Origin of the sequence: Sphingomonas astragali, from assembly GCF_051400615.1 — a bacterium.
GTDB lineage: Bacteria > Pseudomonadota > Alphaproteobacteria > Sphingomonadales > Sphingomonadaceae > Sphingomonas.
On record NZ_JBLFFH010000001.1, the window covers coordinates 673837 to 697911 of the forward strand.

The following is a 24075-nucleotide window of genomic DNA, read 5'->3' on the forward strand; positions in this document are numbered from 1 at the left end:
GAAAGTGAAGGGAGTCGCGCCGCATTCGTTCACTTTGCTCCACTTATCCCCGCGGCTGCGCCACGGCAGCCGCCGGCGGATCCAAGCAGGGCAAATCCTATTAGGAAAGCGATTTCTTCGGGCCGGTATTTCCCACTGTCCCTCTCCCAATGGGAGAGGATTTTGGGTTACGCCAGGCTCGCCTTCACCCCGTCGATCACGAACTGCGCGGCGAGCGCGGCGAGGAGGACGCCGAGGAGGCGGGTGATCACCGCCTCGATCTTGGCACCCAGAAAGCGCATGATCGGCCCCGCCGCGAGCAGCGCCACCAGCGTCAGCGCCAGGATCGCCAACATCGCCCCCAGCACCACCAGCGAGCGCTCCAGCCCCTGGTTCTGCGACATCAGCAGCATGACCGTGGCGATCGAGCCCGGTCCCGCGATCATCGGCATCGCCATCGGGAAGATCGAGACGTCCTCGATTTCCGGCGTCTCGGCGATCTTCTGCGCGCGCTCCTCGCGGCGCTGGGTGCGGCGCTCGAACACCATCTCGATCGCGATCAGGAACAGCATGATGCCGCCGGCGATGCGGAAGGCGTCGAGCCCGATGCCGAGCGCGCGGAGCAGGTCCTCGCCGACCAGCGCGAACACCAGCAGGATGACCGTGGCGACGACCACCGCGCGGATCGCCATCGCCCGCGAATGGGCCGGCGTCGCGCCCGCGGTGAGACCGGCGTAGATCGGCGCGCAACCGGGCGGATCGATCACCACGAAGAAAGTGATAAGCGAGGAGACGAACAGCTCGATCATTTCGGCGGCGCCGCGATGCAATCGTCAATCACGGCCTCATCGCCGCGCCCTGTCCACAGCTCGGCGATGAAGCTGCGTGCGCCATCGGGCGCGACCTGCCAGCGCAGCGTCGCGTCGCCCGACGCGCCATAGCCGCTGGTGGCCTCGCGGTCGAAACCGGTGGCGCAACCCTCACCCCCGCACGCTGCCCGGCGGACGACGAGCTTGGCGACCCGCGCGTGTGGATCGAGCGGGGACGGACCGGCCTCGCCCGCGAGCAGCGCCAGCAGGATCACCGCGAAACCCGCAGAAAACCGTCGAAGGTCACGAAAGTCATAGGTAGACGCGCCCCCTTCGCCTGCCGCGCCGACCGGCCCTATCCGACGGCATCGCGCCCGTCAGGCTGACGGGCGAAATCCAACATTGCAAGTCAGATCGCGCCGTCCTCCAGCACGAGGCCGGCATTGCGGTGCGCGGCGACGATGGTGTTGCGCAGCAGGCAGGCGATCGTCATCGGCCCGACCCCGCCCGGAACCGGCGTGATCGCGCCGGCGACCGAGGCCGCGCCGTCGAAGTCGACGTCGCCGACCAGCCCCTCCGGCGTGCGGTTGATGCCGACGTCTATCACGGTCGCGCCGGGCTTCAGCCACTCGCCCTTGACGAAGCGCGGCCGGCCGACCGCCGCCACGACGATGTCCGCACGCTTGACATGGCCGGAGAGGTCGCGCGTCCTCGAATGCGCCAGCGTCACGGTCGCGCTGCGCGAGGTCAGCAGCGCCGCCATCGGCTTGCCGACGATGTTCGAGCGGCCGATCACCACCGTGTCGAGCCCGGCGAGATCGCCCAGCTCCTCCTCGAGCAGCATCAGGCAGCCGAGCGGCGTGCAGGGGACGAAGCCGTGCAGCCCGGTCGCCAGCCGGCCGGCGTTGACCGGGTGGAAGCCGTCGACGTCCTTGTCCGGAACGATCCGCGTCAGCACCGCGCTTTCGCGGATGTGCGCCGGCAGCGGGAGCTGCACGAGGATGCCGTCGACCGCCTCGCTCTCGTTGAGCGCGTCGACCAGCGCGATCAGCTCGTCCTCGGTGGTGCTTTCGGGCAGGCGATGCTCGAAGCTCGCCATGCCGGCGGCGACCGTCGCCTTGCCCTTGGAGCGGACATAGACGTCGGAGGCGGGGTCGTCGCCGACCAGCACCACCGCCAGGCCGGCCTGCCGCCCCGCCGCGGTCCAGAAGCTCGCCGCCAGCTCGCTGACCCGCTCGCGCAGCCGCGCGGCGGCCGCCTTTCCGTCGATGATCCGTGCCGTCATGGCTCGCTCCCATAGAGGCGGGCGGCGATCTGTGCCAGCGCTACGGAAATCGCCGGCGATGCGCTTGGTCCGGCCGGTCCCGCCGCTTAGGATCGTCACGTCACGTCCCGCTTCGCCACCCCAAACGCCCCGGCAAGCAAAGCGATCAATGCGGCGTTGGCCGCGCCGCCCGCCGGCGGCGCCGTCAGCCCGACCGCGAGGCTGCCTCCGGCCCCGCCCCGACCGCCTCGCGCGAGGCGCGCGGCGTCACCCGCGCGCGCAGCACCAGCCCATCGGGCCGCGGCGTCCAAGCGCTCACATGCCGTAGGCGACGGGTGCGTAGAGTCCTGGAATCACGATGTTCATCAGGATGTAGAGGACGATCAGCACGACCAGCGGCGACAGGTCGAGCGCCCCGAAATCGGGCAGGATGCGGCGGATCGGGCGATAGATCGGCTCGGTGATCACTCCCAGCGCATTCCAGACCGAGCGCACGAACTCGTTGTGGAGATTGATGACGTTGAACGCGATCAGCCACGACAGGATCGCCTGGATGATGATGACCCACCACAGGATGGTCAGCAGATACAGGATGATTTGCAGCAGGATGTTCAAGCGACGGCTCCTGGAAGGTGTGCTGTTACTATAGGACGCCCGATGCCCCCGCGCTAGCGCCGGACCAGCGTGCCGACGCCGCGCTCGGTGAAGATTTCCAGCAGCATTCCGTGCGGGATGCGCCCGTCGATGATCACCGCGGCGTCGACTCCGCCCTCGACGGCGGCGACGCAGGTCGCGAGCTTGGGAATCATGCCGCCGGTGACGGTGCCGTCGGCGCGCAGGCCGGCGATGTCGGCGGGGGTGAGGTCGGTCAGCAGCTCGCCGGCCTTGTCGAGCACGCCGGGCACGTCGGTGAGCAGGAAGAAGCGCGAGGCGCCGATCGCCGACGCGATCGCGCCGGCCATGGTGTCGGCGTTGACGTTGTAGGTCTCGCCGTCGTTGCCGAGCGCGATCGGCGCCACCACCGGAATGAAGCCCTGCACCGACAGCGTGTCGAGGATGGTGCCGTCGACCGCGACCGGCTCGCCGACGAAGCCGAGGTCGACGTGACGTTCGATGCCCTGGAGCTTGTCGGGCTCGGCGCGCGTCACCTTCTCGGCGCGGACGAGATTGGCGTCCTTGCCGGCGATGCCGACCGCCTTGCCGCCGGCGGCGGCGATCCAGGCGACGATCTCCTTGTTGATCGAGCCGGCCAGGACCATCTCGGCGATCTCGGCGGTGGGCTTGTCGGTGATCCTGAGGCCGTCGTGGAAGCGCGATTCGACGCCCAGCCGCTTCAGCATCGCGCCGATCTGCGGACCGCCGCCGTGGACGACGACGACGTTGATGCCGACCATCTTGAGCAGCACCACGTCCTCGGCGAAGTCGCGCGCGAGCTCCGGGTCGCCCATGGCGTGGCCGCCGTACTTCACGACGAAGGTCTTGCCGGCGTAACGCTGGAGATAGGGCAGCGCCTCGGTCAGCGTCTCCGCCTTGGCCAGCATCGCGGGATCGGGGGCGTGGTTGGTCATGTGCGCGCGATTACGCGGGCGGCGGCGCGCCGTCCAGCTTCCGCCCGATCGCGACGAACAGGTAGATGAGCGGCGGCACCAGCACCGCCGACAGGACGACCTTCGCCAGCATCTGCCCCGCCAGCAGCCCGCCGATCGGGAACACGCCGAGGAAGGCGATCGTCACGAACAGCAGCGTGTCGACGATCTGGCTGAGCGCGCTGGCGAGGGCGGCGCGCAGCCACAGCAGGCGGCTGCCCTCGCGGCCCTTGAGCCAGGAGAAGATGGTGACGTTGAGCGTCTGCGACACGCCATAGGCGACGATGCCGCCGAGCCAGATGCGCGGGGTCGAGCCCATCATCAGCGCGAAGGCGTCGCGCCGCGCCGGGTCCATCTCCGGCGAGGCGGGCAGCGCCATCACGATCACCGCCAGCACGAGGCTGGCGATCAGCGGGACGAAGCCGATCTGGACCAGGCGGTTGGCGATGGTCCGCCCGTGCAGCTCGGCGACCGCGCTCGACGTCACCACCAGCAGCAGGAAGGCGAAGATCCCCGCCTCGACCGCGAGCGGGCCGACCGACACCTGCTTGTTGCCGAGCACGCCGGCGATGCAGACCATGCCGCCGTAGAAGATCGCGAAGGCGAAGAGCGAGCGGGCGATGCCGCGGTCGGGGGTGTCCATCGCCGCGACGCTAGCGGATTTCGCGGGCGGGGGAAGATGGCTTTGCACCCCCTCCCCCGTTCGCCCTGAGCCTGTCGAAGGGCGACCATGCCTCAAGTGCGTCGCCTGCGGCTTTCGCCCTTCGACAGGCTCAGGGCGAACGGAGGGAGGGCTAGCGCAATCGGCTCTAGCCGCATCGGCCGCACCGTGTATTGTCGGTCCCTTCCGCGCCGGGGGCGTGGCGGAGGGATTTCATGCGTTACCTGATCGGGCTGGCCGGCATTCTCGTCATCCTGGGACTGGCCGTGCTGCTCTCGACCGATCGGCGCGCGATCCGGCCGCGGGTGGTGGGGGCCGCCTTCGCGCTGCAGGCGGGGATCGCGGTGCTGGTGCTGTACGTGCCGTGGGGCAAGGCGGTGCTCGAGTTCCTGTCGGGCGGGGTCGCCAACCTCCTGAGCTACGCCAACGCCGGCACCAGCTTCCTGTTCGGCAAGCTCGCCGACGATCCGCTCGGCAAGAATTTCGCGATCCAGGCGCTCCCCGTCATCATCTTCTTCGCCGCGCTGGTCTCGATCCTCTACTATCTCGGCATCATGCAGCTGGTCGTGCGCTGGATCGGCGGCGCGATCGAGAAGGTGACCGGCGTCTCCAAGGTCGAATCGCTGTGCGCGGCGGCGAACATCTTCGTCGGCCAGTCCGAATCGCCGCTGGTCATCCGGCCCTATCTCGCCAGCCTCACTCCGGCGCAGCTGTTCACGGTTATGACCAGCGGCATGGCCGGCGTCGCGGGGACGATCCTCGCCGCCTATGCGTCGATGGGCATCCGCATCGAATATCTGCTGGCGGCGAGCTTCATGGCCGCGCCGGGCGGCATCCTGATGGCGAAGATCATCATGCCCGACACGGTGCCGCCGAAGCTCGCCGACGAGGCGATCGCGCTCGCCGACACGCGGGTCAGCGGCCAGGGCCCGGCGGCGCTGCTGCCCGAGGGCGTCGCGCCCGAGCCGCCGCCGATGCCCGAGGCGACGCACGATGAGGAGAAGCCCGCCAACATCATCATGGCGGCGGCGCAGGGGGCGCAGACCGGCGTCCGGCTGGCGGTGGCGGTCGGCGCGATGGTGCTGGCGTTCGTCGCGCTGGTCGCGCTCGCCAACGGCATCCTCGGGGGAATCGGCAACCTGGTCGGCGTGCCGGGCCTCAGCTTCCAGGGGCTGCTCGGCTATGTGTTCGCGCCGATCATGTACCTGCTCAACGTGCCGTGGAGCGAGGCGGGGATCGCGGGCGGGCTGTTCGGCCAGAAGGTCGTGCTCAACGAGTTCGTCGCCTACATCAGCCTCGGCGCGCAGCAGGGCGCGCTCAGCCAGCGCACCATCGCGGTGGTGACCTTTGCCCTGTGCGGCTTCGCCAACTTCTCGTCGATCGCGATCCAGATGGCGGTCACGGGCAGCCTCGCCCCCAACCAGCGGCCGGTGATCGCCCGCCTCGGCATCCGCGCGCTGCTCGCCGGCAGCCTCGCCAACCTGATGTCGGCGGCGCTGGCGGGGCTGCTGATCTAACGCCATGGCGATGCCCGGTCGGTCCCGGTCGCTGCAGGTCCCCGTCGCGGCGGGCATGGCGGCGGCGACCGCGGTCACCGTCGGCGCCTTCTGGATCGCGCTCACTCATATGCCGGCGATCGATCCGGCGCCGGTCGAGGCGATCCGCACCGCCCTGCGCTGGCTGGTGCTGTCGGGCGCCTGTCTGCTCGCCGGCATCGCGCTGACCGCCGCTCACCGCTTCTCCTCGCCCGAGGCGATCGACGGCGGCTCGCCCGCGGGCGACGACCGGCTCACGCGGCTGCTGCGCTACAACCGCAACACGGCCGAACAGCTGCTGCTCGTCGCCGTCGCCTGGCCGGCGCTCGCCGCCACCCATCCACCCGCCGCGGTCGCGCTGATCCCGCCGCTGGCCGGGCTGTTCGTCGCCGGGCGGCTGGCGTTCGGGCTCGGCTATCGCAGCCCGCCCGTCCGGGCGATGGGGTTCGGGCTCTGCTTCTATCCGACCGTTGCGCTGTTCGGCTGGCTGATCGCGGCACTCACCTAAGGTCCATCTGGTTTGAGATCGAACCATCGCCGTTCCAGCGAAGGCGGGAATGAGAGAAATCATCGCTCGCCGGCAAAGCCGGAGGAAATCCCAACCACCTTCACCCTCCGATCCAAGATGCTTGAGGCCGGCCGGTCGCTTGCGTATAGGCCATGGCCTTGAGTGTTCCGCTCATTCCGCGCGGCCGGTTTCGTGGCCGTCTGACCAACAGGGACGTTACGCCACGATGCGAATGACTGGGTTGAAGTCGATCATCGCCGCCGCCGGGCTGGTGCTCGCCGGCTCGGGCGCGTTCGCCGCCAACAGCGCGGCGCCGCAGCCCGCCACCTCGACCGCCCCGGCGCTGCCGACGGTCGCCAACTCCACCCAGCCCGCGACCGTCGCGGCGCCTGCCACCGCGGCGCCGGCCGATCCGACGCTCGCGCAGGACGGCGCGCCCAAGCTTGCGCCGACCGAGCATGTCGGCCAGCCGAGCAACCGCTGGATCGGCATCCAGAAGCAGGTCACGCCGAACGGGCAGGAAGCGCTGTGGTTCCACAACGTGGTGCTGTTCCCGCTGATCACGATCATCTCGCTGTTCGTGTTGGCGCTGCTGCTGTGGGTGGTGTTCCGCTACCGCGCCGCGGCCAATCCAACCCCGTCCAAGACCAGCCACAACACATTCATCGAGATCGTGTGGACGCTGGTCCCGGTCCTCATCCTGGTCGCGATCGCGGTGCCGTCGATCCGACTGCTCGCGGCGCAGTACAAGCCGGCGCCCAAGGGAGCCGTCACGCTGAAGGCGACCGGCAACCAATGGTACTGGACCTATGAGTATCCGGATCACGGCGGCATCCAGCTCACCTCCAACATGCTGAAGGAGCAATCGGAGGTTCCCGCCGGCCAGCGTTACCGCACCGACGCCGACGGCCCGCGCCTGCTCGCGGTCGACCAGCGCGTGGTGCTCCCCGTGGGCGTGCCGATCCGCCTGATCACCACCGCCGCCGACGTGATCCACAGCTGGGCGGTGCCGGCGTTCTGGATCAAGCTCGACGCCATCCCCGGCCGCATCAACGAGACCAGCTTCACCATCGAGAAGCCCGGCCTCTACTTCGGCCAGTGCTCGGAGCTGTGTGGCGCCCGCCACGCCTATATGCCGATCGCGGTCGAGGCGGTGTCGCCGGCCGAGTTCGCCGCCTGGGTCAGGGCCAAGGGCGGCGCGATGCCGGGCGCGGCCAAGCCGTCGGAGGCGACGCCGGCGCAGCCCGGCGCCGAGGCCGCCGCCGGCAACACCACCACCGCGCCGGAGGGCGCGCCGGTCGAGAACGTCACCGTTCCCGCAGAGACCACAAATCAGGCCGCGACGGCCAACCCCGGAAACTGAGCCGATGACCGACACCACCATCGACGCGCTCGACGCGCACGGCCACCACGACGCGCACGCGCATCATGACGCCGATCACAAGCCGGGCTTCTTCGCCCGCTGGTTCATGTCGACCAACCACAAGGACATCGGCACGCTCTACCTGATCTTCGCGATCGTCGCGGGGATCATCGGCGGCGGCATCTCGGGCCTGATGCGGCTCGAGCTGGCCGAACCCGGCATCCAGTACCTCCAGGGCTGGGCCAGCATGTTCCACGGCGGCGAGCAGTCGTTCGACGAGGCGCTGCACTTCTGGAACGTGCTGATCACCGCGCACGGCCTCATCATGGTGTTCTTCATGGTGATGCCGGCGATGATCGGCGGTTTCGGCAACTGGTTCGTGCCGATCATGATCGGCGCGCCGGACATGGCGTTCCCGCGCATGAACAACATCAGCTTCTGGCTGCTGATCCCGAGCTTCACCTTGCTGCTCGCCTCGCCCTTCTTCGGCGGCGCCGGCAACGGCTGGACGCTCTATGCGCCGCTCTCCACCTACGGCGAGCCGGGGCCGTCGACCGACATGGCGATCCTGTCGCTGCATCTCGCCGGCGCCTCGTCGATCCTGGGGGCGATCAATTTCATCACCACCATCTTCAACATGCGCGCGCCGGGCATGACGCTGCACAAGATGCCGCTGTTCGCCTGGTCGGTGCTGGTCACCGCCTTCCTGCTGCTGCTCGCGCTGCCGGTGCTCGCCGCGGCGATCACCATGCTGCTCACCGACCGCAACTTCGGCACGACCTTCTTCGATCCCGCCGGCGGCGGCAATCCGGTGCTCTATCAGCACCTCTTCTGGTTCTTCGGCCACCCGGAGGTCTATATCATGATCCTGCCGGGCTTCGGCATGATCAGCCACATCGTCGCGACCTTCAGCCGCAAGCCGGTGTTCGGCTATCTCGGCATGGCCTATGCCATGGTCGCGATCGGCGTGGTCGGCTTCATCGTGTGGGCGCACCACATGTTCACCACCGGCCTCAGCGTGAACGTGAAGATGTACTTCACCGCCGCGACGATGGTGATCGCGGTGCCGACCGGCATCAAGATCTTCTCGTGGATCGCGACGATGTGGGGCGGATCGCTGCGCTTCCCGACGCCGATGCTGTGGGCGCTGGGCTTCATCTTCATGTTCACGGTCGGCGGCGTGACCGGCGTCGTGCTCGCCAACGGCGGTGTCGACGACTATATGCAGGACACCTATTACGTGGTGGCGCACTTCCACTACGTGCTGAGCCTCGGCGCGGTGTTCTCGCTGTTCGCGGGCTTCTACTACTGGTTCCCGAAGATGTCGGGCCGGATGTACAACGAGCTGCTCGGCCAGCTGCACTTCTGGGTGTTCTTCATCGGCGTGAACGTGCTGTTCTTCCCGATGCACTTCCTGGGCCTGCAGGGGATGCCGCGGCGCTATCCGGACTATCCGGACGCCTTCCAATACTACAACCACATCGCGAGCTGGGGCTATGTGATCATGGCCGCGGGCATGGTGGTGTTCTTCGTCAACCTGGTCATCTCGCTCGCGGCGGGACGCAAGGCCGGGGACAATCCCTGGGGCGAAGGCGCGACCACGCTCGAATGGACGCTGTCGAGCCCGCCGCCCTACCACCAGTTCGAGACGCTGCCGAAGGTCGACTGACCCCGGCCGGAGCATCACCGATCCGATCAGCGGAACGCCCCGGCCCCCTGCCGGGGCGTTTTCGTTTGCAAGGGTTGCGGGCAGGCCGCTAGCGGGCAGGCCGATGCGCCAGATCCTCCAGCTGCTCGCGCTGCTCGCGTTCGTCCTGCCGGCACCGACACGGGCGCAGGACGCCAACCGCCCCGCACCCGGCCTCGTCCGTGTGCGGCTCGTCACCTCGGCGGGGGCGATCGTGCTCGCGCTCGATGCGCGGCGGGCGCCCAGAACCACCGCCAATTTCCTCGCTTACGTCGACGACGGACGGTTCGACGGCGTCGATTTCTATCGCGCGGCGCGCAAGAAGGTCGCGCCCAGCTTCGGCTTCATCCAGGGCGGCATCCGGACCGATGCACGCCGCATCCTGCCGGGATCGGTGCCGCTCGAGCGGACGGACCGGACCGGCATCAGGCATCTCGACGGCACCATCTCGATGGCCCGCGGCGCCAATCCGGATTCGGCGGCCGGCAACTTCAGCATCATGGTGGGGCCGATGCCGTCGCTCGACGCCGCGGGCCGGTATCCGGGCTATGCCGCTTTCGGCCACGTCGTCGCGGGGATGGACGTGGTGAAGCGCATCCTCGCGCTGCCGACCGGCGGCGGATCGGGGCCGATGAAAGGACAGATGATCCTGCAGCCGGTCACCATCCTCCGCGCCGAACGGCTCGACGGCACGCCCAAGCCCACCGGCGGGGTCAAGCCGTGGCTGATCGGAACGCCGGGACGGTAGCGAGCGGCGGAGAAGAACGCGAACCGCTTTCCCCGACGCCACCAACGGCCTATAGCGCCGGCCAACATGGCCACCGCCAGCGATCCGTTGACCCTTCCCGCCGACTGGCGGGATTTCCTCGCGCTCACCAAGCCCCGCGTGATGACGCTCGTCGTCTTCACGGGGCTGTGCGGGATGCTGGCGGCGCCGGCGCATGTCGATCCGGTGATCGGCTTCACCGCGATCCTGTGCATCGCGCTCGGCGCCGGCGCGGCGGGGGCGCTCAACCAATGGTATGAGGCCGACATCGACGCGGCGATGAAGCGTACCGCCCAGCGCCCGCTCCCCGCCGGGCGGATGGAGCGGCAGTCGGCGCTGCATTTCGGCGTGGGGCTCGGCGCCTTCTCCGTACTTCTGATGGGGTTGGCGGTGAACCTCGCCGCGGCGGCGATCCTCACCGTCTCGATCCTGTTCTACGTGCTGGTCTACACCGTGTGGCTCAAGCGCCGGACGCCGCAGAACATCGTGATCGGCGGCGCGGCGGGCGCCTTTCCGCCGCTGATCGGCTGGGCGGCGGCGACAGGCGACGTCGCGTGGCTGCCGGTGCTGCTGTTCGCGACCGTGTTCCTGTGGACGCCGCCGCATTTCTGGAGCCTCGCGCTGTTCGTGCGCACCGATTACGCCAATGCGGGCGTGCCGATGCTGCCGGTGGTGGCGGGCGAGCGGGTGACGCGGCACCAGATCGGGCTCTACACGCTGCCGATGGCGGCGGCCGCGGTCGCGCCGTGGCCGCTGGGGCTGGCCGGTGCGATCTATGGCATCGCCTCGATCGCGCTCAGCGCGGTGTTCGGCGCGATGGCGCTGCAGGTGGCGCTGCGCACGAGCCAAGAGAGCGACGCGATGCTGCCGGAAAAGCGGCTGTTCCGCTTCTCGCTCCTTTATCTGGCGCTGCTGTTCGCGGCGGTGGTGATCGACAGGTGGATGGCATGACCCCGCAGGAAGAAGAACAGTATCGCGCCCGGCAGAAGTCACGCGCCCGCGTGATGGCGCTGCTGCTCGGCGCCTTCGTCATCCTGATGTTCGCGATCACCATCGCCAAGATCAAGGCGGGGATGACGCCGTGAACCGCAACACGCGCACCGCCACACTCGCCGTTCTCGGCATCTGCTGCATGACCGGGCTCGGCTTCGCGAGCGTGCCGCTCTACCGCATGTTCTGCGAGGCGACCGGGCTCGACGGCACCACCAATCGCGGCAGCAAGGCGCCGGGCGCCACCGGCGAGAAGATCAGCATCGCCTTCGACAGCAACGTCAGCCCCAAGCTCGCCTGGACCTTCAAGCCCGAGCTCGAGCAGGAGACGATCGACGTCGGCGCGCGCGACATGGCGTTCTTCACCGCCACCAACCGCTCGAACGTGCCGGTCACCGGCACCGCGACCTACAATGTCACGCCCTATCAGGCGGCGAAATATTTCACCAAGATCCAGTGCTTCTGCTTCACCGAGCAGACGCTGCAGCCGGGCGAGACGGTGCGGATGCCGGTGATCTTCTTCGTCGATCCGAAGCTGCGCACCGATCCCGATACCAAGGACGTCGAGACGATCACGCTCAGCTATACATTCTACCCGGTGGATTCCGGGAAAACTGCGAGCCAGGGCCTGTAATCGCGATCGGCAGAGCGTATCGCACCGGCTGTTCAAGGCCTAAGAAGATCCATATTTCTGACCGTCATTCACGCGAAAGCGGGGATCCAGAACCAAACGGGCCGTCGCTTGCGACCCTGGATTCCCGCTTTCGCGGGGACGACGATGGGATGGACGCATGTCGCGCACCGGCGCCAACGAAGAGGAGCGGATCAGGCGGGTCGTGATCCTCGGCGGCGGCACCGCCGGATGGATGACCGCGACCGCGCTGGCCCGGACCTTCGGCCGGCATCTTTCCGTCACGCTGCTCGAGTCCGACGAGATCGGCATCGTCGGCGTCGGCGAGGCGACGATCCCGACGATCCACTGGTTCAACCAGCTGATCGGCCTCGACGAGCCCGCCTTCCTCCGCGCGACCAAGGCGACGTTCAAGCTGGGGATCGAGTTCGTCGACTGGGCGCGGCCCGGCCATCGCTATCTCCACCCGTTCGGCCAGTACGGCGTGCCGCTGCCCGGCGTCGCCTTCCACCACCGCTGGCTCAAGGCGCGGGCGGAAGGGCTGGACCTGCCGCTGTCCGCCTTCTCGCTCGCGACGCGGCTCGCGCTGGAGAACCGCTTCGCCAAGCCGGCGAGCGATGCGCGCTCGATCCTATCCACTCTCGGCTATGCCTATCATTTCGACGCCGGCCTCTATGCCCGCCATCTGCGCGAGCTGGCGGAAGCGGCCGGCGTGGTGCGCGTCGAGGGCAGGCTCGGCGCGATCGAACGGCATTCCGAAACCGGCTTCGTCACTGCGCTCACCACCGAGCGCGGTGATCGGCTGGCCGCCGAGCTGTTCGTCGACTGCTCGGGCTTCCGCGCGTTGCTGATCGAGGGGGTGATGGCGGCCGGCTACGACGACTGGTCGCACTGGCTCCCCTGCGACCGCGCGGTCGCGGTGCCCTGCACGCGCGTCGCAGAGACGACGCCCTACACGCGTTCCACCGCGCGGCCCGCCGGCTGGCAATGGCGCATCCCGCTCCAGCACCGCACCGGCAACGGCTATGTCTACGGCAGCGCGTTCGTGAGCGACGACGAGGCGGCCGCGGCATTGCTCGCCAATCTCGACGGCGAGGCGATGGCCGAGCCGCGCTTCCTGCGCTTCACCGCGGGACGGCGCCGGCGTGCGTGGATCGGGAACGTGGTCGCGATCGGCCTGTCCGCAGGATTTCTGGAGCCGCTCGAATCGACCAGCATCCACCTCATCCAGAGCGGCATCGCCAAGCTGCTCGCGTTGTTCCCGGATCGCGGCTGCGATCCCGCCCTCGCCGCGCGGTTCGACCGGCTGCTCGCCGGCGACATGGACAATATCAAGGACCTGCTGATCCTCCATTATCACGCAACCGAGGGCCGGTCCGAGCCGCTATGGACGCACTGCCGGCACATGGCGCTGCCGGAGACGCTGGTGGAGCGCGAGGATCACTACCACCGTTCCGGCCGGCTGATGATCGGCAGCGACGAGCTGTTCCGCGATGCGAGCTGGCTCGCGGTGCTCAATGGCCAGGGCATCCTGGCCGAAGGCCATCACCCCGTCGCCGATACGATCGACCCGGAGGTCAACCGCACCCAGCTTCGCCGGATCAGCGATGCGATCGCGCAGGCGGCTGTCGCGCAGCCCAACCATGACAAGGCACTGGCGGAGCTGATCGGCGGGGCGTCCACGGCGCGGTCGTGAGCCGGGGCGATCGGCTCGCTCCGCCGGGGCAGCGCGACGCGGACGATGGAGCGCCGCCCGCCGCGCCGCATTGTGAGCGGCCCCTAGAACAGCCGTCCGCCGTTCGGTACTTCCTGCGACGGGCCGATCAGCACGACCTTGCCGTTCTCGTCCGGAAAGCCGAGCGTCAGCACCTCGGACATCATCGGACCGATCTGGCGCGGCGGGAAGTTGACCACCGCCGCCACCTGCCGGCCGATCAGCGTCTCCGGCGCATAATGCTCGGTGATCTGCGCCGACGACGCCTTGCGCCCGATCGGCTCGCCGAAATCGATGGTCAGGCGATAGGCGGGCTTGCGCGCCTCCGGGAACTCGCGCGCCTCGACGATGGTGCCGACGCGGATGTCGACCTTGAGGAAATCGTCGAAGCCGATCGTCGCCGCCGGCGGCGCGCCGGCGCCATGGTTCACGTGCATCTAGAGGCTCGCGCCGTCGAAACGGGCGATCTCGAGCGCGTCCGGGTCGATCCCGTCGGTGCAGCGCAGGTTGATCGCGACCATGGCCTTGCCGTCGGGCGCGGTACCTTCGGCGAAGGGCGCGCAGCCGCAGGTGGCGCAGAAATGGTGGCGGATATTGTGCGACTTGAAGGTGTAGGTGGTGAGCGTCTCGCGCCCCTCCACCGTCACCGCGTCGGCCGGGGCGAAGTGGAGCAGCGAGCCCTTGCGCCGGCAGATCGAGCAGTTGCAGGCCATCGCCTTGGTCGGCGCCGGCGCATCGAGCGTATAGCTGACGGCCCCGCAGTGGCAGCTTCCGGTGACGGGCATAGGCGAATCTCCTCTCCTCCCCATCCCTTAGCCCGCCAAAGCCGCACCGACCACAGCCGGACTCGCCTCGGGTTCGAGCTGGTCGAGCGTGCACTGGCGCGGCGCCTTGTCGGGACGCCAGCGCAGGAACGCGGTGCCGTGGCGGAAGCGCTGGCCGGTGACGTGATCGTAGCGGACCTCCACCACCAGCTCGGGCCGCAGCGGCTGCCATTCGGCCGAGCGCTCGGTCGACCAGCGGCTGGGACCGCCCGGCGCGTCGCCGGTGAAGCCGGGCGCCTCGATCAGCGCCTCCAGCCGTTTCGCGAGCTCGGCGCGATCCGGCATGTTCGAGGTGAAGCCGACATGGTCGAGCCGTCCGCCCTCGTCATAGAGCCCGAGCAGCAGCGATCCGACCACCGGCTTGCCGGCCGCATAGCGGAAGCCGCCGACCACGCAGTCGGCGGTGCGCAGGCGCTTGACCTTCACCATCGCGCGCTCGCCGGGCCGGTAGGGCTCGTCGAGCCGCTTGGCGACCACGCCGTCGAGCGCGCCGCCTGTCTCCGCCAACCACTCGCGGGCACGGACGGGATCGCGGGTGACGGGCGACAGGTGGAGTGCGGGCGAAGGATTCGCCCCGACGAATGTCTCCAGCGCGGCGCGGCGTTGGGCCAGCGGCGCGGCCGGATCGGCGAGGTCGTCGAACAGCATCAGCTCGGCAGGGGTCTCACCGGCGAGCCTGGCCACCCGCCTGGCCGAGGGATGCAGCCGCATCTGCAGCGCGGCGAAGGACAGGCTGCCGCCCACCGGCACGATCAGCTCGCCGTCGAGGCGGAAGCGCCTCGCCCGCAGCGCGGCGAGCGCGGCGACGACCTCCGGGAAATAGCGGCCGAGCGGCTTGCCCGCCTTCGACCACAGCTCGATGCGGTCGCCGTCGCGCAGCGCAATGCAGCGGAAGCCGTCCCATTTGGGCTCGAACTGCCAGCCCCCGTCCGATGGAAGCTCGGCGGCAAGCTTCGCCTCCATCGGTACGATCGGAGCTGCCACGTCAGGCGTCGGTGAACTCGGCCTCGGCGTTGACCTGGCCTTCCGCCATCGTCGTCAGCTTCTCGTCGGTCGCCTTCTCCTCGGCCAGCGTCTCGGCGAGGATCGACGCCGCCTGGCTCTGGCCGAGCTGATTGGCCCAGGCGATCAGCGTGCCGTAGCGGGTGATCTCGTAATGCTCGACCGCCTGGGCGGCGGCGATCAGCGCGGCGTCGAGCACCTTCTTGTCGGCGACGTCGCCGGCGATCTCATTGGCTTCCTTGATGATGCCGTCGATCGCGGGGCAGGTGACGCCCTGGGGCTCCTTGCCGAGCAGGCCGAAGACCTGGTCGAGGCGGCGGATCTGGCCTTCGGTCTCGCTGAGATGGACCTCGAACCCCGCCTTGAGATCGGGCGAGGTCGCCTTTTCGATCATCTTCGGCAGCGCCTTGGTGATCTGGTTCTCGGCATAATAGACGTCCTGCAGCGTGTGGAGGAACAGGTCGTCGAGCGTTGCGATGTCCTTGCTGAACAGGCCCATGACGGACTCCCATCGTTGATCGGTTACGGATGCGCCGCCGCGCAAGGGGGGGGAACGCGACGGCGCCAGGCAACAACGCGGCGCCGGGGCTCAAGTTGCTGCACCAAAGAGTCTTTTGCCGCCGAACGCGACCAGCCGAGCGCGACGGCCCTTTATGTAGTTCACGATATGTTCTATGGTGACCGTGCCATGCAGGGACGATTCGCCTTCGGTGCTGAGATGGAGATCGAGCGCTGGCAAGCCGCATTGGCGCCGCTGGCCGCCACCGTGGTGCCGGGCAAGCCGCGGACTCCGATCGGCCAGCTCGTCAAGTCGATGATCAGCGGCCGCACGCGCGACGAGGTGTCGCTCGAAGCCTATCGACGGCTGGGCCGCCGGTTCGGATCGGTCGGGCGGCTGGCGGCGGCGGAGCGGCGCGAGGTGCTTGCGGCGATCCGCGACGTCACCTTCGCCGAGGACAAGGCCGCCTATCTCCTCGAGACGCTGCATCGGATCGGGCACGAGCGGGGCGGCTACACGCTCGATTTTCTCGGCGAGGCGCTGCTCGACGACGCGCTGGCCTGGTTGGAACGATTCCCCGGCGTGGGGCGCAAGGTGGCGGCTTCGACGCTCAACGCGAGCACGCTCGCGCGGCCGGTGTTCATCGTCGACAGCCATGTGCTGCGGGTGCTGCGGCGGCTGGGCTTCGTCTCCGGGGCAGCGGAAGCGCGGGCGGCGAGCGAGGCGGTGACCGCGGCGATGCCGCTCTGGTCCGGCGCCGACTTCCTGAGGTTCCACATCGCCTGCAAGCGGCTCGGCCAGACGCTGTGCCGGCCGGAAGCGCCGCATTGCGCCGCCTGCCCGCTCGCCGCCGACTGCAGGCGCCAAGCGAAAGCCCATCCTGCTCGGGTCGCAGCAGCGCCAGTGCTCCAGCGAAGGCAGGAGCCTTGGCCGCAAGCGACCGGCCCGTGATCCAGGGCTCCTGCCGTCGCAGGAGCACGGCTCCACGTCATCCGGGCGGGCTCTAACCGATTGACATCCGCCTGAGCACCCGCCCATCGAATGGTCATGGCCGAGATCAAACTGCATCCGAGCTGGCTGGAGCCGCTGCGCGGCGAGTTCGACAGCCAGTATATGGCGGACCTGCGCAGCTTCCTGGTCGAGGAGAAGGCGCGCGGCAAGCGCATCTTCCCCGCTGGCGGCGAATGGTTCCGCGCGCTCGACCTGACGCCGCTCAATGAGGTGCGCGTGGTCATCCTGGGGCAGGATCCCTATCATGGGCCCGGTCAGGCGCACGGCCTGTGCTTCTCGGTCAAGCCCGGCGTCCGCACGCCGCCGAGCCTGGTCAACATCTTCAAGGAGATGGAGAGCGACCTCGGCATCACGCCCGCGCGCCACGGCTTCCTCGAACATTGGGCGAAGCAGGGGGTGCTGCTGCTCAATGCGGTGCTGACGGTCGAGATGGGCCTCGCCGCCTCGCACCAGGGTCGCGGCTGGGAACGGTTCACCGACGCGATCGTGCGGCAGGTCAACGCCAAGGAGGAGCCGGTCGTGTTCCTGCTGTGGGGCAGCCACGCCCAGCGCAAGGCGGCGGCGGTCGACAGCATCGAGCGCGGCGGGCGCCATCTGGTGCTCAAGGCGCCGCACCCCTCGCCGCTGTCGGCGCACAACGGCTTCTTCGGCTGCCGGCATTTCTCCAAGGCCAACGCCTTCCTCGAAAGCCGCGGCCTGCCGCCGATCGACTGGGCGCTGCCCGTGCCGGAATAGGGCCGGCCGAGGTTGACCAAATTGACTCGGCGGCGTGGTTTGCGTGGGCCGTACGAGGGGAAGGCAAGGCCGGCGCGGCGGCGAAGCGGCGGGAACGTGGCGGCGGCGCGCCACCGACGCGCCACCTGCGCGGCAGGCAGGCGGCGCCGGCGCGGCGGGTAGGCGCCACCGGCGCGCGCGGTTCGCGTCGGTGACGCGCCGCCCCCGCGTCACGCGCGCGCCGGAGACGCGGCGGGCTGACCGGCCGGCGCGGTATCGTGCGCGAACGGATCGGCCATCCGGCGGGCATGGAGCGCGAGCGCGTGATCCCACAGGCGGTCGAACGGCGTGCCGGCGAGGCGCCGGCGCAGCCGCTGCGCGCTCGACCGCGACATGCCCGCCGCCCGCGCCGCGCGCACGACGCTGCCGCTCTCGCTCAGCGCGGCGAGGAAGATGCGCTGCCGGGCGGGCGTCCATTGCGTGCGGTCCGGCGGGACGCGCGGCTGGAGGGTTTGGGGAGCCACCGGCGCGGCGTCACGCGCGGGCGGAGGCGGAGTGGGGTGTCGGTGCTGTTCCATCGACGAGGATAGAACAGATGAAATCCTACATTGGAAGGGTTTTGCGGGGCGCCGAGCCCGACCGGCGCCAGTAAATTGGTTCATGCGAAGACGCGAAGAAGAAGGGAGATTTTGTCGCGCAGGGGCGCAGAGAGCGTAGAGGTGGTTCGCTTGTGGCCCCGTCTCGCGTCAGCGAAACCTTTGCCTTTTATGCGCGACGAGCTTGAAGGCCGCTGGCGCGGCTGGATGTGCGGCGAGCGATGTAATCTCCGCGCTCTCTGCGCCTCTGCGCGAAAATCTTTCTCCTTTCTTCTTCGTGTCTTGTGAATCTCTTCTTCCTGCCATCCGCACCTGTCGGAGCACGATTCCGTTTCACTGGAACAGCGGCAGCTCCGGCATCAGCCGCCAGCGCCCGACGATCTCGTGCCGGGTCGCGCCGACGTGGCTGTGGATCAGCACGAACTCGTCGACCTGCCAGGTGATCGGCACGACGGAACGGGCGAACGCCTCGCCCTCGCGATAGCCGAGCGTCAGGTGCGGGCTGAAGCTCCACCCCTTGCGCACTCCAAGCCCGGCGCGCTCGACCTCGGCATGGATCGCGCGCTGGAGCAGCACGAGCCCGGTCGAGCGCCGTCCCGGCCGCAGCGCCACCGATCGGACGGTGCCGACCACGCGATCGAGCGACAGCGGGAAGGCCGACGCCCCTACAGCATTGCCGATCGCGACCAGCTCGGCGATCAGCTCGTCCGGCCGGCGGGGATGATCGTCGAAAATCTCGAGCGTGATGTGCGCGTGCTCGGACCGGACCGGTGTCCCGTCGTCGCAATAGGTCCGGCGCATCCCCGCGATCGGCGGCAGCGCCTCGTCCGCCGGCTTGATCGCGAAGAACGGACGGTACCGGACGGGCGTAGACCCCGGCAGCTGCTGAAACATCCATACCTCGCGAATCATCAACTATGTTCTCTATATGTTCTCATCGCCGGGAAGTCGAGGGCGATTGACGCGGCCATCGTCCGCGCCGACAAGGGAAGCGTCATCGACCGGGGGAAGCGGCAATGGCGATATCGGGACGTTTTGGTGCGGCGCTGGCTCTGGCGGCGCTGTTGGCAGGATGCGGAGGCGGAGGGGGCGGCCCCGGCGCGGTGGTCACGCCGAGCCCGACGCCCACGCCGAGCCCGACGCCCACGCCGACGCCGACCTCCGTCGCCGGCTGCAGCCTGCGCGAGCGGCAGGACTGGGTCGGGGCGCAGATGCGCGAATGGTATCTGTTTCCCGAGACGCTGCCGGCGAACCTCGATCCGGGCGTCTATCCGACCGTGGACTCCTATCTAGACGCGCTGACCGCGACCGCGCGATCGCAGGGGCGCGACCGTTATTTCACCTATCTGACCTCGATCGCCGAGGAGGACGCATATTATGAATCGGGATCGAGCGCCGGCTTCGGCTTCCGGCTCGGCCTCGGCGGGCAGCGGCTGTTCATCATCGAAGCTTTCGAGGGCGGGCCGGCGCTGAACGCGGGAATCGATCGCGGGGCCGAGATCCTGGCGATCGGCACGACAGCCTCGAACCTGCGCAACGTCAGCGACATCATCGCGAGCGAGGGTACCGCCGGCCTCACCGATGCGCTGGGCCCCGACACCGCCGGCACCTCGCGCGTGCTGCGCGTCGCCGATGCGAGCGGCACGCGCACCGTCACCCTCGCCGAGACCGACTTCGCGCTGCCGCCCGTCTCCACCCGTTACGGCGCCAAGGTGATCGACGACGGCGGGCGCAAGATCGGCTACGTCAACCTGCGCACGTTCATCGAGACCGCCGACCCCGCCCTGCGCCAGGCCTTCGCCGATTTCCGCGCGCAGGGCATCACCGAGTTCATCGTCGACCTACGTTATAACGGCGGCGGACTCATCTCGATCGCGGACCTGATGGGGGACCTGATGGGCGCCAACCGCGCCACCTCCGACGTGCTGCGCTACATGACTTTCCGTCCCGAGAAGGCGTCGGAGAACGAGACCTATACGTTCCATCCGCAACCGCAGTCGGTGGCTCCGACCCGGATCGCCTTCATCGGCAGCAGCGGCACCGCGTCGGCGAGCGAGCTCGTGATCAACGGCTTCCTGCCCTATCTCCACACCAGCATGGCGCTGGTCGGCACCAACACCTACGGCAAGCCGGTCGGCCAGATCGCGCTCGACAAGAACGAATGCGACGATCGCCTGCGCATCATCGCGTTCGCGATCGAGAACGCCAACCATCAGGGCAGCTATTTCAACGGCCTCGCCAACACCGTCGAGGCGAGCTGCCAGGCGAGCGACGATATCAGCTATCCGCTCGGCGACCCGCGCGAGGCTTCGACCAAGGCGGCGCTGGATTTCCTCGCCGGGCGGAGCTGCACGCGGATCAGCTCAGCCAGCGCGGCCACGCGCGAGCTGAAGGTGGGCGCGCCGGGCGGCCGCGAGCTGCTGGCGCCGGTGCGGCCGAGCACGATGCAGCGCGAGGTGCCGGGCGCGTTCTAAGGATCGATCGACACGCCCCCAAGGCTTTCTCGGACTGGCCCGGTGGGCTCGTATCGTTCCGGATGGAACTTGATTTCCTGCTCGCAGTTGTCTACTGACACGATTGTCAGTAAGGATTCGCACCCATGGCGACGCAAGCGATCGATACCCTGCCGCGCACGAAAGTGGAAGCCGCGCCGGCACCCGTGATCAACGCCGGATTGCCGATGAAGCGCGATTGGAAGGCTGCGCTCACCGCGCTCCGCAAGCTGATGGCGAACGGCGACGACACCGTGCAGGTGTTCCGCATCATGCGCGCGCTCAACGCCGACACCAGCCACAAGAACTACCGCCGGCTGCTGACCAGCGTCGAGGGCGGCCGCATCGCCTATCGCCGGGTCAGCCTGGCCGAACGGTTCAGCGACCGCGCCTGGCTCGAGTCGCTGCCCGAAGGATCGGTCGGCGCGCATTACCGCGCCTTCCTCGACCGGACCGGCTTCTCGGCGATGGGGCTCGCCGACATCAGCCATCAGGACGGGACCGGCTGGGAACAGGCCGAGCACCCGCACGTCTGGTTCGGCCAGCGCGAGCGCGACATCCACGACATCTGGCATATCCTCACCGGTTATACCGCCGAGGAGCATCTCGGCGAGCTGTGCCTCGTCGCCTTTTCCTACGCGCAGACCAGGGGGCTCGGCTGGGGCGCGATCGCGCTCGCCGGGGCGCTCAAGAGCATCCGCATGACCAGGAGCCTCAAGGTCGTGCGCGCGGTGATCGAGGGCTATCGTCACGGGAAAAGGGCCAAGTGGCTGCACGCCGAGGATTATGAGGCGCTGCTCGCCGAGCCGCTCGAAGCCGCGCGGCGGCGGCTCAACATCCTGCCGGCGATCCAATATCACGAAGCACAGATCCATCTCGACCAGATGGGCGTGCAGGCGATCTGATCTTCGCTTAAGCGAGGCGCGATGCTGTCGCGCCTCGTCCTCACCGATTTCCGCAACCATGCGGCCGCGACGCTGGCGCCGGGGTCGGGTTTCGTCGTGCTCACCGGCGACAACGGCGCGGGCAAGACCAACGTGCTGGAGGCGGTATCGCTGCTTGCGCCCGGACGGGGGCTGCGGCGCGCGCCACTGTCGGAGATGGCGCGGCAAGGCGGCGCGGGCGGGTTCGGGGTCGCGGCAGCGTTCGCGGGCGGAACGGAGATCGGCACCGGCACCCAGCCCACAGCGCCCGAGCGTCGGATCGTGCGGATCAACGGTGCGCCGGCGTCGGCGACGGCGCTCGCCGAATGGGTGTCGGTGCTGTGGCTGACCCCGGCGATGGACCGGCTGTTCGTCGAACCCGCGTCGGAGCGGCGCCGTTTCCTCGACCGGCTCACGCTGGCGCTGGCTCCCGCACATGCCCATCATGCCGCCCGCTACGACGCGGCGATGCGCGCGCGCAACCGGCTGCTGGCGGAGGAGGCACCGGCCGACCCCGATTGGCTCGCCGCGCTGGAGGCGGCGATGGCCGAGCATGGCGCCGCGATCGAAGCGGCGCGCCGCGCAACCGTCCTGCGGCTGAACGAGCGTCTCGCCGATGCGCCCGGCGGGTTCGCCCGTGCGGGACTGGCGATCGAGGGAGAGTCGGTGGACGATCTCGCCGCGGCGCTCAGGGCAGGCCGCCGCCGCGATGCTGTCGCGGGCCGGACGCTGGTCGGGCCGCATCGCCAGGACCTGGCGGTGACGCATCTCGACAAGGACCAGCCGGCCGCGCTCTGTTCGACCGGCGAGCAGAAGGCATTGCTGTTCGGCATCGTCCTCGCCCATGCCGCCCTCGTCGCCGAGGCGACCGCCCGCCCGCCCGTGCTGTTGCTCGACGAGGTCGCCGCGCATCTTGATCCCGGCCGCCGCGCCGCGCTGTTCGTCGCACTCGCCGGTATCGGCCAGGTGTGGATGACCGGCACCGAGGCCGCGCTGTTCGCCGGGGTGCCCGAGCCCGCCACCCGCTACCGCGTCGCCGACGGCGTGATCGAAGGCTAACCGCCGCTTAACCATTCCCGTCATATCTCCGGCGAGAAGTGCGCGGCATCATGGGTGCGCCGCGCTGATGCTGGAGACCGAGTTGACCAAGGATCTGCCGCCGCCGGGAAGCCTGAGCGCCCAGGTCGACCTGCCGACGCGGCTGCGCGTGTTCGGCGTGGACGATGCGTTCGTCGAGACGGCGCGGGCGGTCTGGGACGTGATCGAACCCGAGGCGGAAGGCGTTGCCGCGGCCTATTGGGAGCAATGGCTGGCGAGCTTCGCCGACCAGCGCGACGGCCAACGTCACTGGGCGCCGCACGAGACGCAGAAGATGATCGAGCTCGGCGTCGCCTTCCTCAGCAACCGTTTCCTCGACACGCGCGGCCGCGCCTGGATCGATTCGATCGAGCGCTCGGTGGCGTCGGCCTATGCCGCGGACATCGAGCCGATGGCGCTGCGCTCGATGATCTGCGCGAGCGACCGCGTCGCGCTCGAGGCGCTGCTGCGCCGGGTCGAGCCGGCCGATCCCCGTTTGCCGGCGATGATCGACGTCATCATCCGCCTCTCCAGCCTCGAAGGCGAGATCACCGAATCGATCTACAGCCTGTTCAGCGCGCACGGGCAGCGGATCGCACGCGACCGGCTGGCGGCGGATTTCCGCAACAGCATCGCCTCCACCGTCGAAAGCGCGTCGGCACGCGGCGTCGCCCTGCGCGACCAGGCGAGCGGGACGTCGCTCGCCGCGCGGGGGATGCTGGGGAAGACGAGCGAGGTGGCGGCGGCGGCGGAGCAGTCGGCGTTGGCGATGCGGGAGGCGGCGCAGACGGCGGCGGGGCTGATCCGGGCGATCGAGGATGCGCGGCTGGAGGTGGAGGCGGCGGCGGAGATCGCGACGCGGGCGGGAGCCCAAGCGAGCCAGGCGGTGGAGATGAGCGGGACGCTGAGCGACCATGCCAAGTCGATCGAATCGATCCTGGGTCTGATCCGCGACATTGCGGGACAGACGAACCTGCTGGCCTTGAACGCGACGATCGAGGCGGCGCGGGCGGGGGATGCGGGGCGGGGCTTCGCGGTGGTGGCGCAGGAGGTGAAGAGCCTGGCCAACCAGACGGCGCGGGCGACGGACGACATTGCGGCGAAGATCGCGGCGATCCAGTCGGCGACGCGCTCGACGGTGGAGACCAATGCGTCGATCCGGATGACGGTGGACGAGGTGCAGACGTCGGCGGAGCGCATCCGGGGTGCGATGGAGGCGCAGGCGACCACCGTCACCGCGATCACCGCGGCGGTGGACGAGACCGCGCTGGCGGCCGACTCGATGTCCGCCACCATCGCCGCCATCCGCGCCGACACCGAAGCCGTCGCCTCCGAGATCGACCGGGTGGGCGAGGGCTTCGCCGCGCTCGACGGACAATTGGGCGCGCTCAAGACCAATGCCAGCGATTTCGTCACGAGAGTCGCGGCCTGATGGGTAGGAGGA

At 69.1% G+C, this 24075-nt stretch carries 28 protein-coding genes; 15 read left to right on the forward strand and 13 right to left on the reverse strand.

Features of this window, described 5'->3' with window-relative positions:
* Positions 1 to 167 precede the first annotated feature (167 nt).
* The 7 genes from ACMGER_RS03350 to ACMGER_RS03380 all read right to left on the reverse strand — a co-directional run bounded on the left by ACMGER_RS03350 (position 168) and on the right by ACMGER_RS03380 (position 4281).
* A complete protein-coding gene (locus tag ACMGER_RS03350; RefSeq protein ID WP_436810700.1) occupies positions 168 to 788 on the reverse strand; it encodes a MarC family protein in 621 nt (206 codons plus the stop codon).
* Complete coding sequence (locus ACMGER_RS03355) at positions 785 to 1063, reverse strand: hypothetical protein (protein WP_436810701.1); 279 nt, start codon at positions 1061 to 1063, stop codon at positions 785 to 787. Before ACMGER_RS03355 ends, ACMGER_RS03350 begins: the two co-directional genes overlap by 4 nt.
* Positions 1064 to 1197: 134 nt before the next feature.
* Positions 1198 to 2073 (reverse strand): bifunctional methylenetetrahydrofolate dehydrogenase/methenyltetrahydrofolate cyclohydrolase FolD, encoded by an 876-nt coding sequence (folD, locus tag ACMGER_RS03360; RefSeq protein ID WP_436810702.1) that lies wholly within the window; start codon positions 2071 to 2073, stop codon positions 1198 to 1200.
* A gap of 95 nt (positions 2074 to 2168) precedes the next feature.
* Positions 2169 to 2261, reverse strand: a complete 93-nt coding sequence (locus tag ACMGER_RS03365; protein ID WP_436811659.1) for a DUF167 family protein — start codon at positions 2259 to 2261, stop codon at positions 2169 to 2171.
* Between the two features lie 106 nt (positions 2262 to 2367).
* Complete coding sequence (locus tag ACMGER_RS03370) at positions 2368 to 2667, reverse strand: YggT family protein (protein ID WP_436810703.1); 300 nt, start codon at positions 2665 to 2667, stop codon at positions 2368 to 2370.
* A gap of 53 nt (positions 2668 to 2720) precedes the next feature.
* Entirely contained in the window at positions 2721 to 3620 is a 900-nt protein-coding gene (gene argB, locus ACMGER_RS03375) for an acetylglutamate kinase (RefSeq protein ID WP_436810704.1), read from the reverse strand.
* A gap of 10 nt (positions 3621 to 3630) precedes the next feature.
* Positions 3631 to 4281: a queuosine precursor transporter gene (locus tag ACMGER_RS03380; RefSeq protein ID WP_436810705.1), complete on the reverse strand. Its 651-nt coding sequence runs from the start codon at positions 4279 to 4281 to the stop codon at positions 3631 to 3633.
* A 233-nt stretch (positions 4282 to 4514) separates the two neighbouring features.
* Here ACMGER_RS03380 and ACMGER_RS03385 point away from each other — a divergent pair, with 233 nt between their 5' ends.
* From ACMGER_RS03385 to ACMGER_RS03425, 9 genes are all read left to right on the forward strand, one after another.
* Positions 4515 to 5816, forward strand: a complete 1302-nt coding sequence (locus ACMGER_RS03385; protein ID WP_436810706.1) for a NupC/NupG family nucleoside CNT transporter — start codon at positions 4515 to 4517, stop codon at positions 5814 to 5816.
* A gap of 10 nt (positions 5817 to 5826) precedes the next feature.
* A complete protein-coding gene (locus ACMGER_RS03390; RefSeq protein WP_436810707.1) occupies positions 5827 to 6342 on the forward strand; it encodes an MAPEG family protein in 516 nt (171 codons plus the stop codon).
* 232 nt (positions 6343 to 6574) lie between these two features.
* Positions 6575 to 7705 carry a cytochrome c oxidase subunit II gene (gene coxB / locus ACMGER_RS03395; RefSeq protein ID WP_436810708.1) on the forward strand — a complete coding sequence of 377 codons (1131 nt, stop codon included), beginning with the start codon at positions 6575 to 6577 and terminating at the stop codon, positions 7703 to 7705.
* Between the two features lie 4 nt (positions 7706 to 7709).
* Positions 7710 to 9374, forward strand: coding sequence for a cytochrome c oxidase subunit I (gene ctaD, locus ACMGER_RS03400; protein ID WP_436810709.1), 1665 nt, complete (start codon positions 7710 to 7712; stop codon positions 9372 to 9374).
* Positions 9375 to 9477: 103 nt separating this feature from the next.
* Positions 9478 to 10140, forward strand: a complete 663-nt coding sequence (locus ACMGER_RS03405) for a peptidylprolyl isomerase (protein WP_436810710.1) — start codon at positions 9478 to 9480, stop codon at positions 10138 to 10140.
* A 66-nt stretch (positions 10141 to 10206) separates the two neighbouring features.
* On the forward strand, positions 10207 to 11109 hold the full coding sequence (locus ACMGER_RS03410) for a heme o synthase (protein ID WP_436810711.1): 903 nt from the start codon (positions 10207 to 10209) through the stop codon (positions 11107 to 11109).
* Positions 11106 to 11243 carry a cytochrome c oxidase system small membrane protein gene (locus tag ACMGER_RS03415; RefSeq protein WP_436810712.1) on the forward strand — a complete coding sequence of 46 codons (138 nt, stop codon included), beginning with the start codon at positions 11106 to 11108 and terminating at the stop codon, positions 11241 to 11243. Before ACMGER_RS03410 ends, ACMGER_RS03415 begins: the two co-directional genes overlap by 4 nt.
* Positions 11244 to 11290: 47 nt before the next feature.
* A complete protein-coding gene (locus ACMGER_RS03420; protein ID WP_436811660.1) occupies positions 11291 to 11782 on the forward strand; it encodes a cytochrome c oxidase assembly protein in 492 nt (163 codons plus the stop codon).
* Between the two features lie 157 nt (positions 11783 to 11939).
* Positions 11940 to 13475, forward strand: a complete 1536-nt coding sequence (locus ACMGER_RS03425; RefSeq protein WP_436810713.1) for a tryptophan halogenase family protein — start codon at positions 11940 to 11942, stop codon at positions 13473 to 13475.
* 83 nt (positions 13476 to 13558) lie between these two features.
* Here ACMGER_RS03425 and ACMGER_RS03430 read toward each other — a convergent pair whose 3' ends face one another.
* Genes ACMGER_RS03430 through ACMGER_RS03445 form a run of 4 tightly spaced genes read right to left on the reverse strand, consistent with a single transcriptional unit; the run spans position 13559 to position 15818 of the window.
* Positions 13559 to 13930, reverse strand: a complete 372-nt coding sequence (locus tag ACMGER_RS03430; RefSeq protein ID WP_436810714.1) for a tRNA-binding protein — start codon at positions 13928 to 13930, stop codon at positions 13559 to 13561.
* On the reverse strand, positions 13931 to 14278 hold the full coding sequence (locus tag ACMGER_RS03435) for a GFA family protein (protein WP_436810715.1): 348 nt from the start codon (positions 14276 to 14278) through the stop codon (positions 13931 to 13933). It lies immediately after the preceding gene.
* 27 nt (positions 14279 to 14305) lie between these two features.
* The gene (locus ACMGER_RS03440; RefSeq protein WP_436810716.1) at positions 14306 to 15301 is read right to left on the reverse strand and encodes an ATP-dependent DNA ligase; all 996 of its coding nucleotides are present in this window, start codon (positions 15299 to 15301) and stop codon (positions 14306 to 14308) included.
* Between the two features lies 1 nt (position 15302).
* On the reverse strand, positions 15303 to 15818 hold the full coding sequence (locus tag ACMGER_RS03445) for a YciE/YciF ferroxidase family protein (RefSeq protein ID WP_436810717.1): 516 nt from the start codon (positions 15816 to 15818) through the stop codon (positions 15303 to 15305).
* A gap of 189 nt (positions 15819 to 16007) precedes the next feature.
* On the opposite strand from ACMGER_RS03445, the gene ACMGER_RS03450 reads away from it, so the two are divergent.
* Positions 16008 to 16769, forward strand: a complete 762-nt coding sequence (locus tag ACMGER_RS03450; protein WP_436810718.1) for an endonuclease III domain-containing protein — start codon at positions 16008 to 16010, stop codon at positions 16767 to 16769.
* Between the two features lie 96 nt (positions 16770 to 16865).
* Positions 16866 to 17564 carry a uracil-DNA glycosylase gene (ung, locus tag ACMGER_RS03455; RefSeq protein ID WP_436810719.1) on the forward strand — a complete coding sequence of 233 codons (699 nt, stop codon included), beginning with the start codon at positions 16866 to 16868 and terminating at the stop codon, positions 17562 to 17564.
* A gap of 209 nt (positions 17565 to 17773) precedes the next feature.
* Here ung and ACMGER_RS03460 read toward each other — a convergent pair whose 3' ends face one another.
* Positions 17774 to 18067 (reverse strand): LysR family transcriptional regulator, encoded by a 294-nt coding sequence (locus ACMGER_RS03460; protein ID WP_436810720.1) that lies wholly within the window; start codon positions 18065 to 18067, stop codon positions 17774 to 17776.
* Between the two features lie 405 nt (positions 18068 to 18472).
* Positions 18473 to 19051, reverse strand: coding sequence for a 2'-5' RNA ligase family protein (locus ACMGER_RS03465; RefSeq protein WP_436810721.1), 579 nt, complete (start codon positions 19049 to 19051; stop codon positions 18473 to 18475).
* A 104-nt stretch (positions 19052 to 19155) separates the two neighbouring features.
* Here ACMGER_RS03465 and ACMGER_RS03470 point away from each other — a divergent pair, with 104 nt between their 5' ends.
* The 4 genes from ACMGER_RS03470 to ACMGER_RS03485 all read left to right on the forward strand — a co-directional run bounded on the left by ACMGER_RS03470 (position 19156) and on the right by ACMGER_RS03485 (position 24063).
* Positions 19156 to 20613 (forward strand): S41 family peptidase, encoded by a 1458-nt coding sequence (locus ACMGER_RS03470; RefSeq protein ID WP_436810722.1) that lies wholly within the window; start codon positions 19156 to 19158, stop codon positions 20611 to 20613.
* 125 nt (positions 20614 to 20738) lie between these two features.
* Positions 20739 to 21536 carry a Coq4 family protein gene (locus ACMGER_RS03475; protein ID WP_436810723.1) on the forward strand — a complete coding sequence of 266 codons (798 nt, stop codon included), beginning with the start codon at positions 20739 to 20741 and terminating at the stop codon, positions 21534 to 21536.
* A gap of 21 nt (positions 21537 to 21557) precedes the next feature.
* Positions 21558 to 22613 (forward strand): DNA replication/repair protein RecF, encoded by a 1056-nt coding sequence (gene recF, locus ACMGER_RS03480; RefSeq protein ID WP_436810724.1) that lies wholly within the window; start codon positions 21558 to 21560, stop codon positions 22611 to 22613.
* Between the two features lie 94 nt (positions 22614 to 22707).
* The gene (locus ACMGER_RS03485) at positions 22708 to 24063 is read left to right on the forward strand and encodes a methyl-accepting chemotaxis protein (RefSeq protein WP_436811661.1); all 1356 of its coding nucleotides are present in this window, start codon (positions 22708 to 22710) and stop codon (positions 24061 to 24063) included.
* Positions 24064 to 24075: the final 12 nt, after the last annotated feature.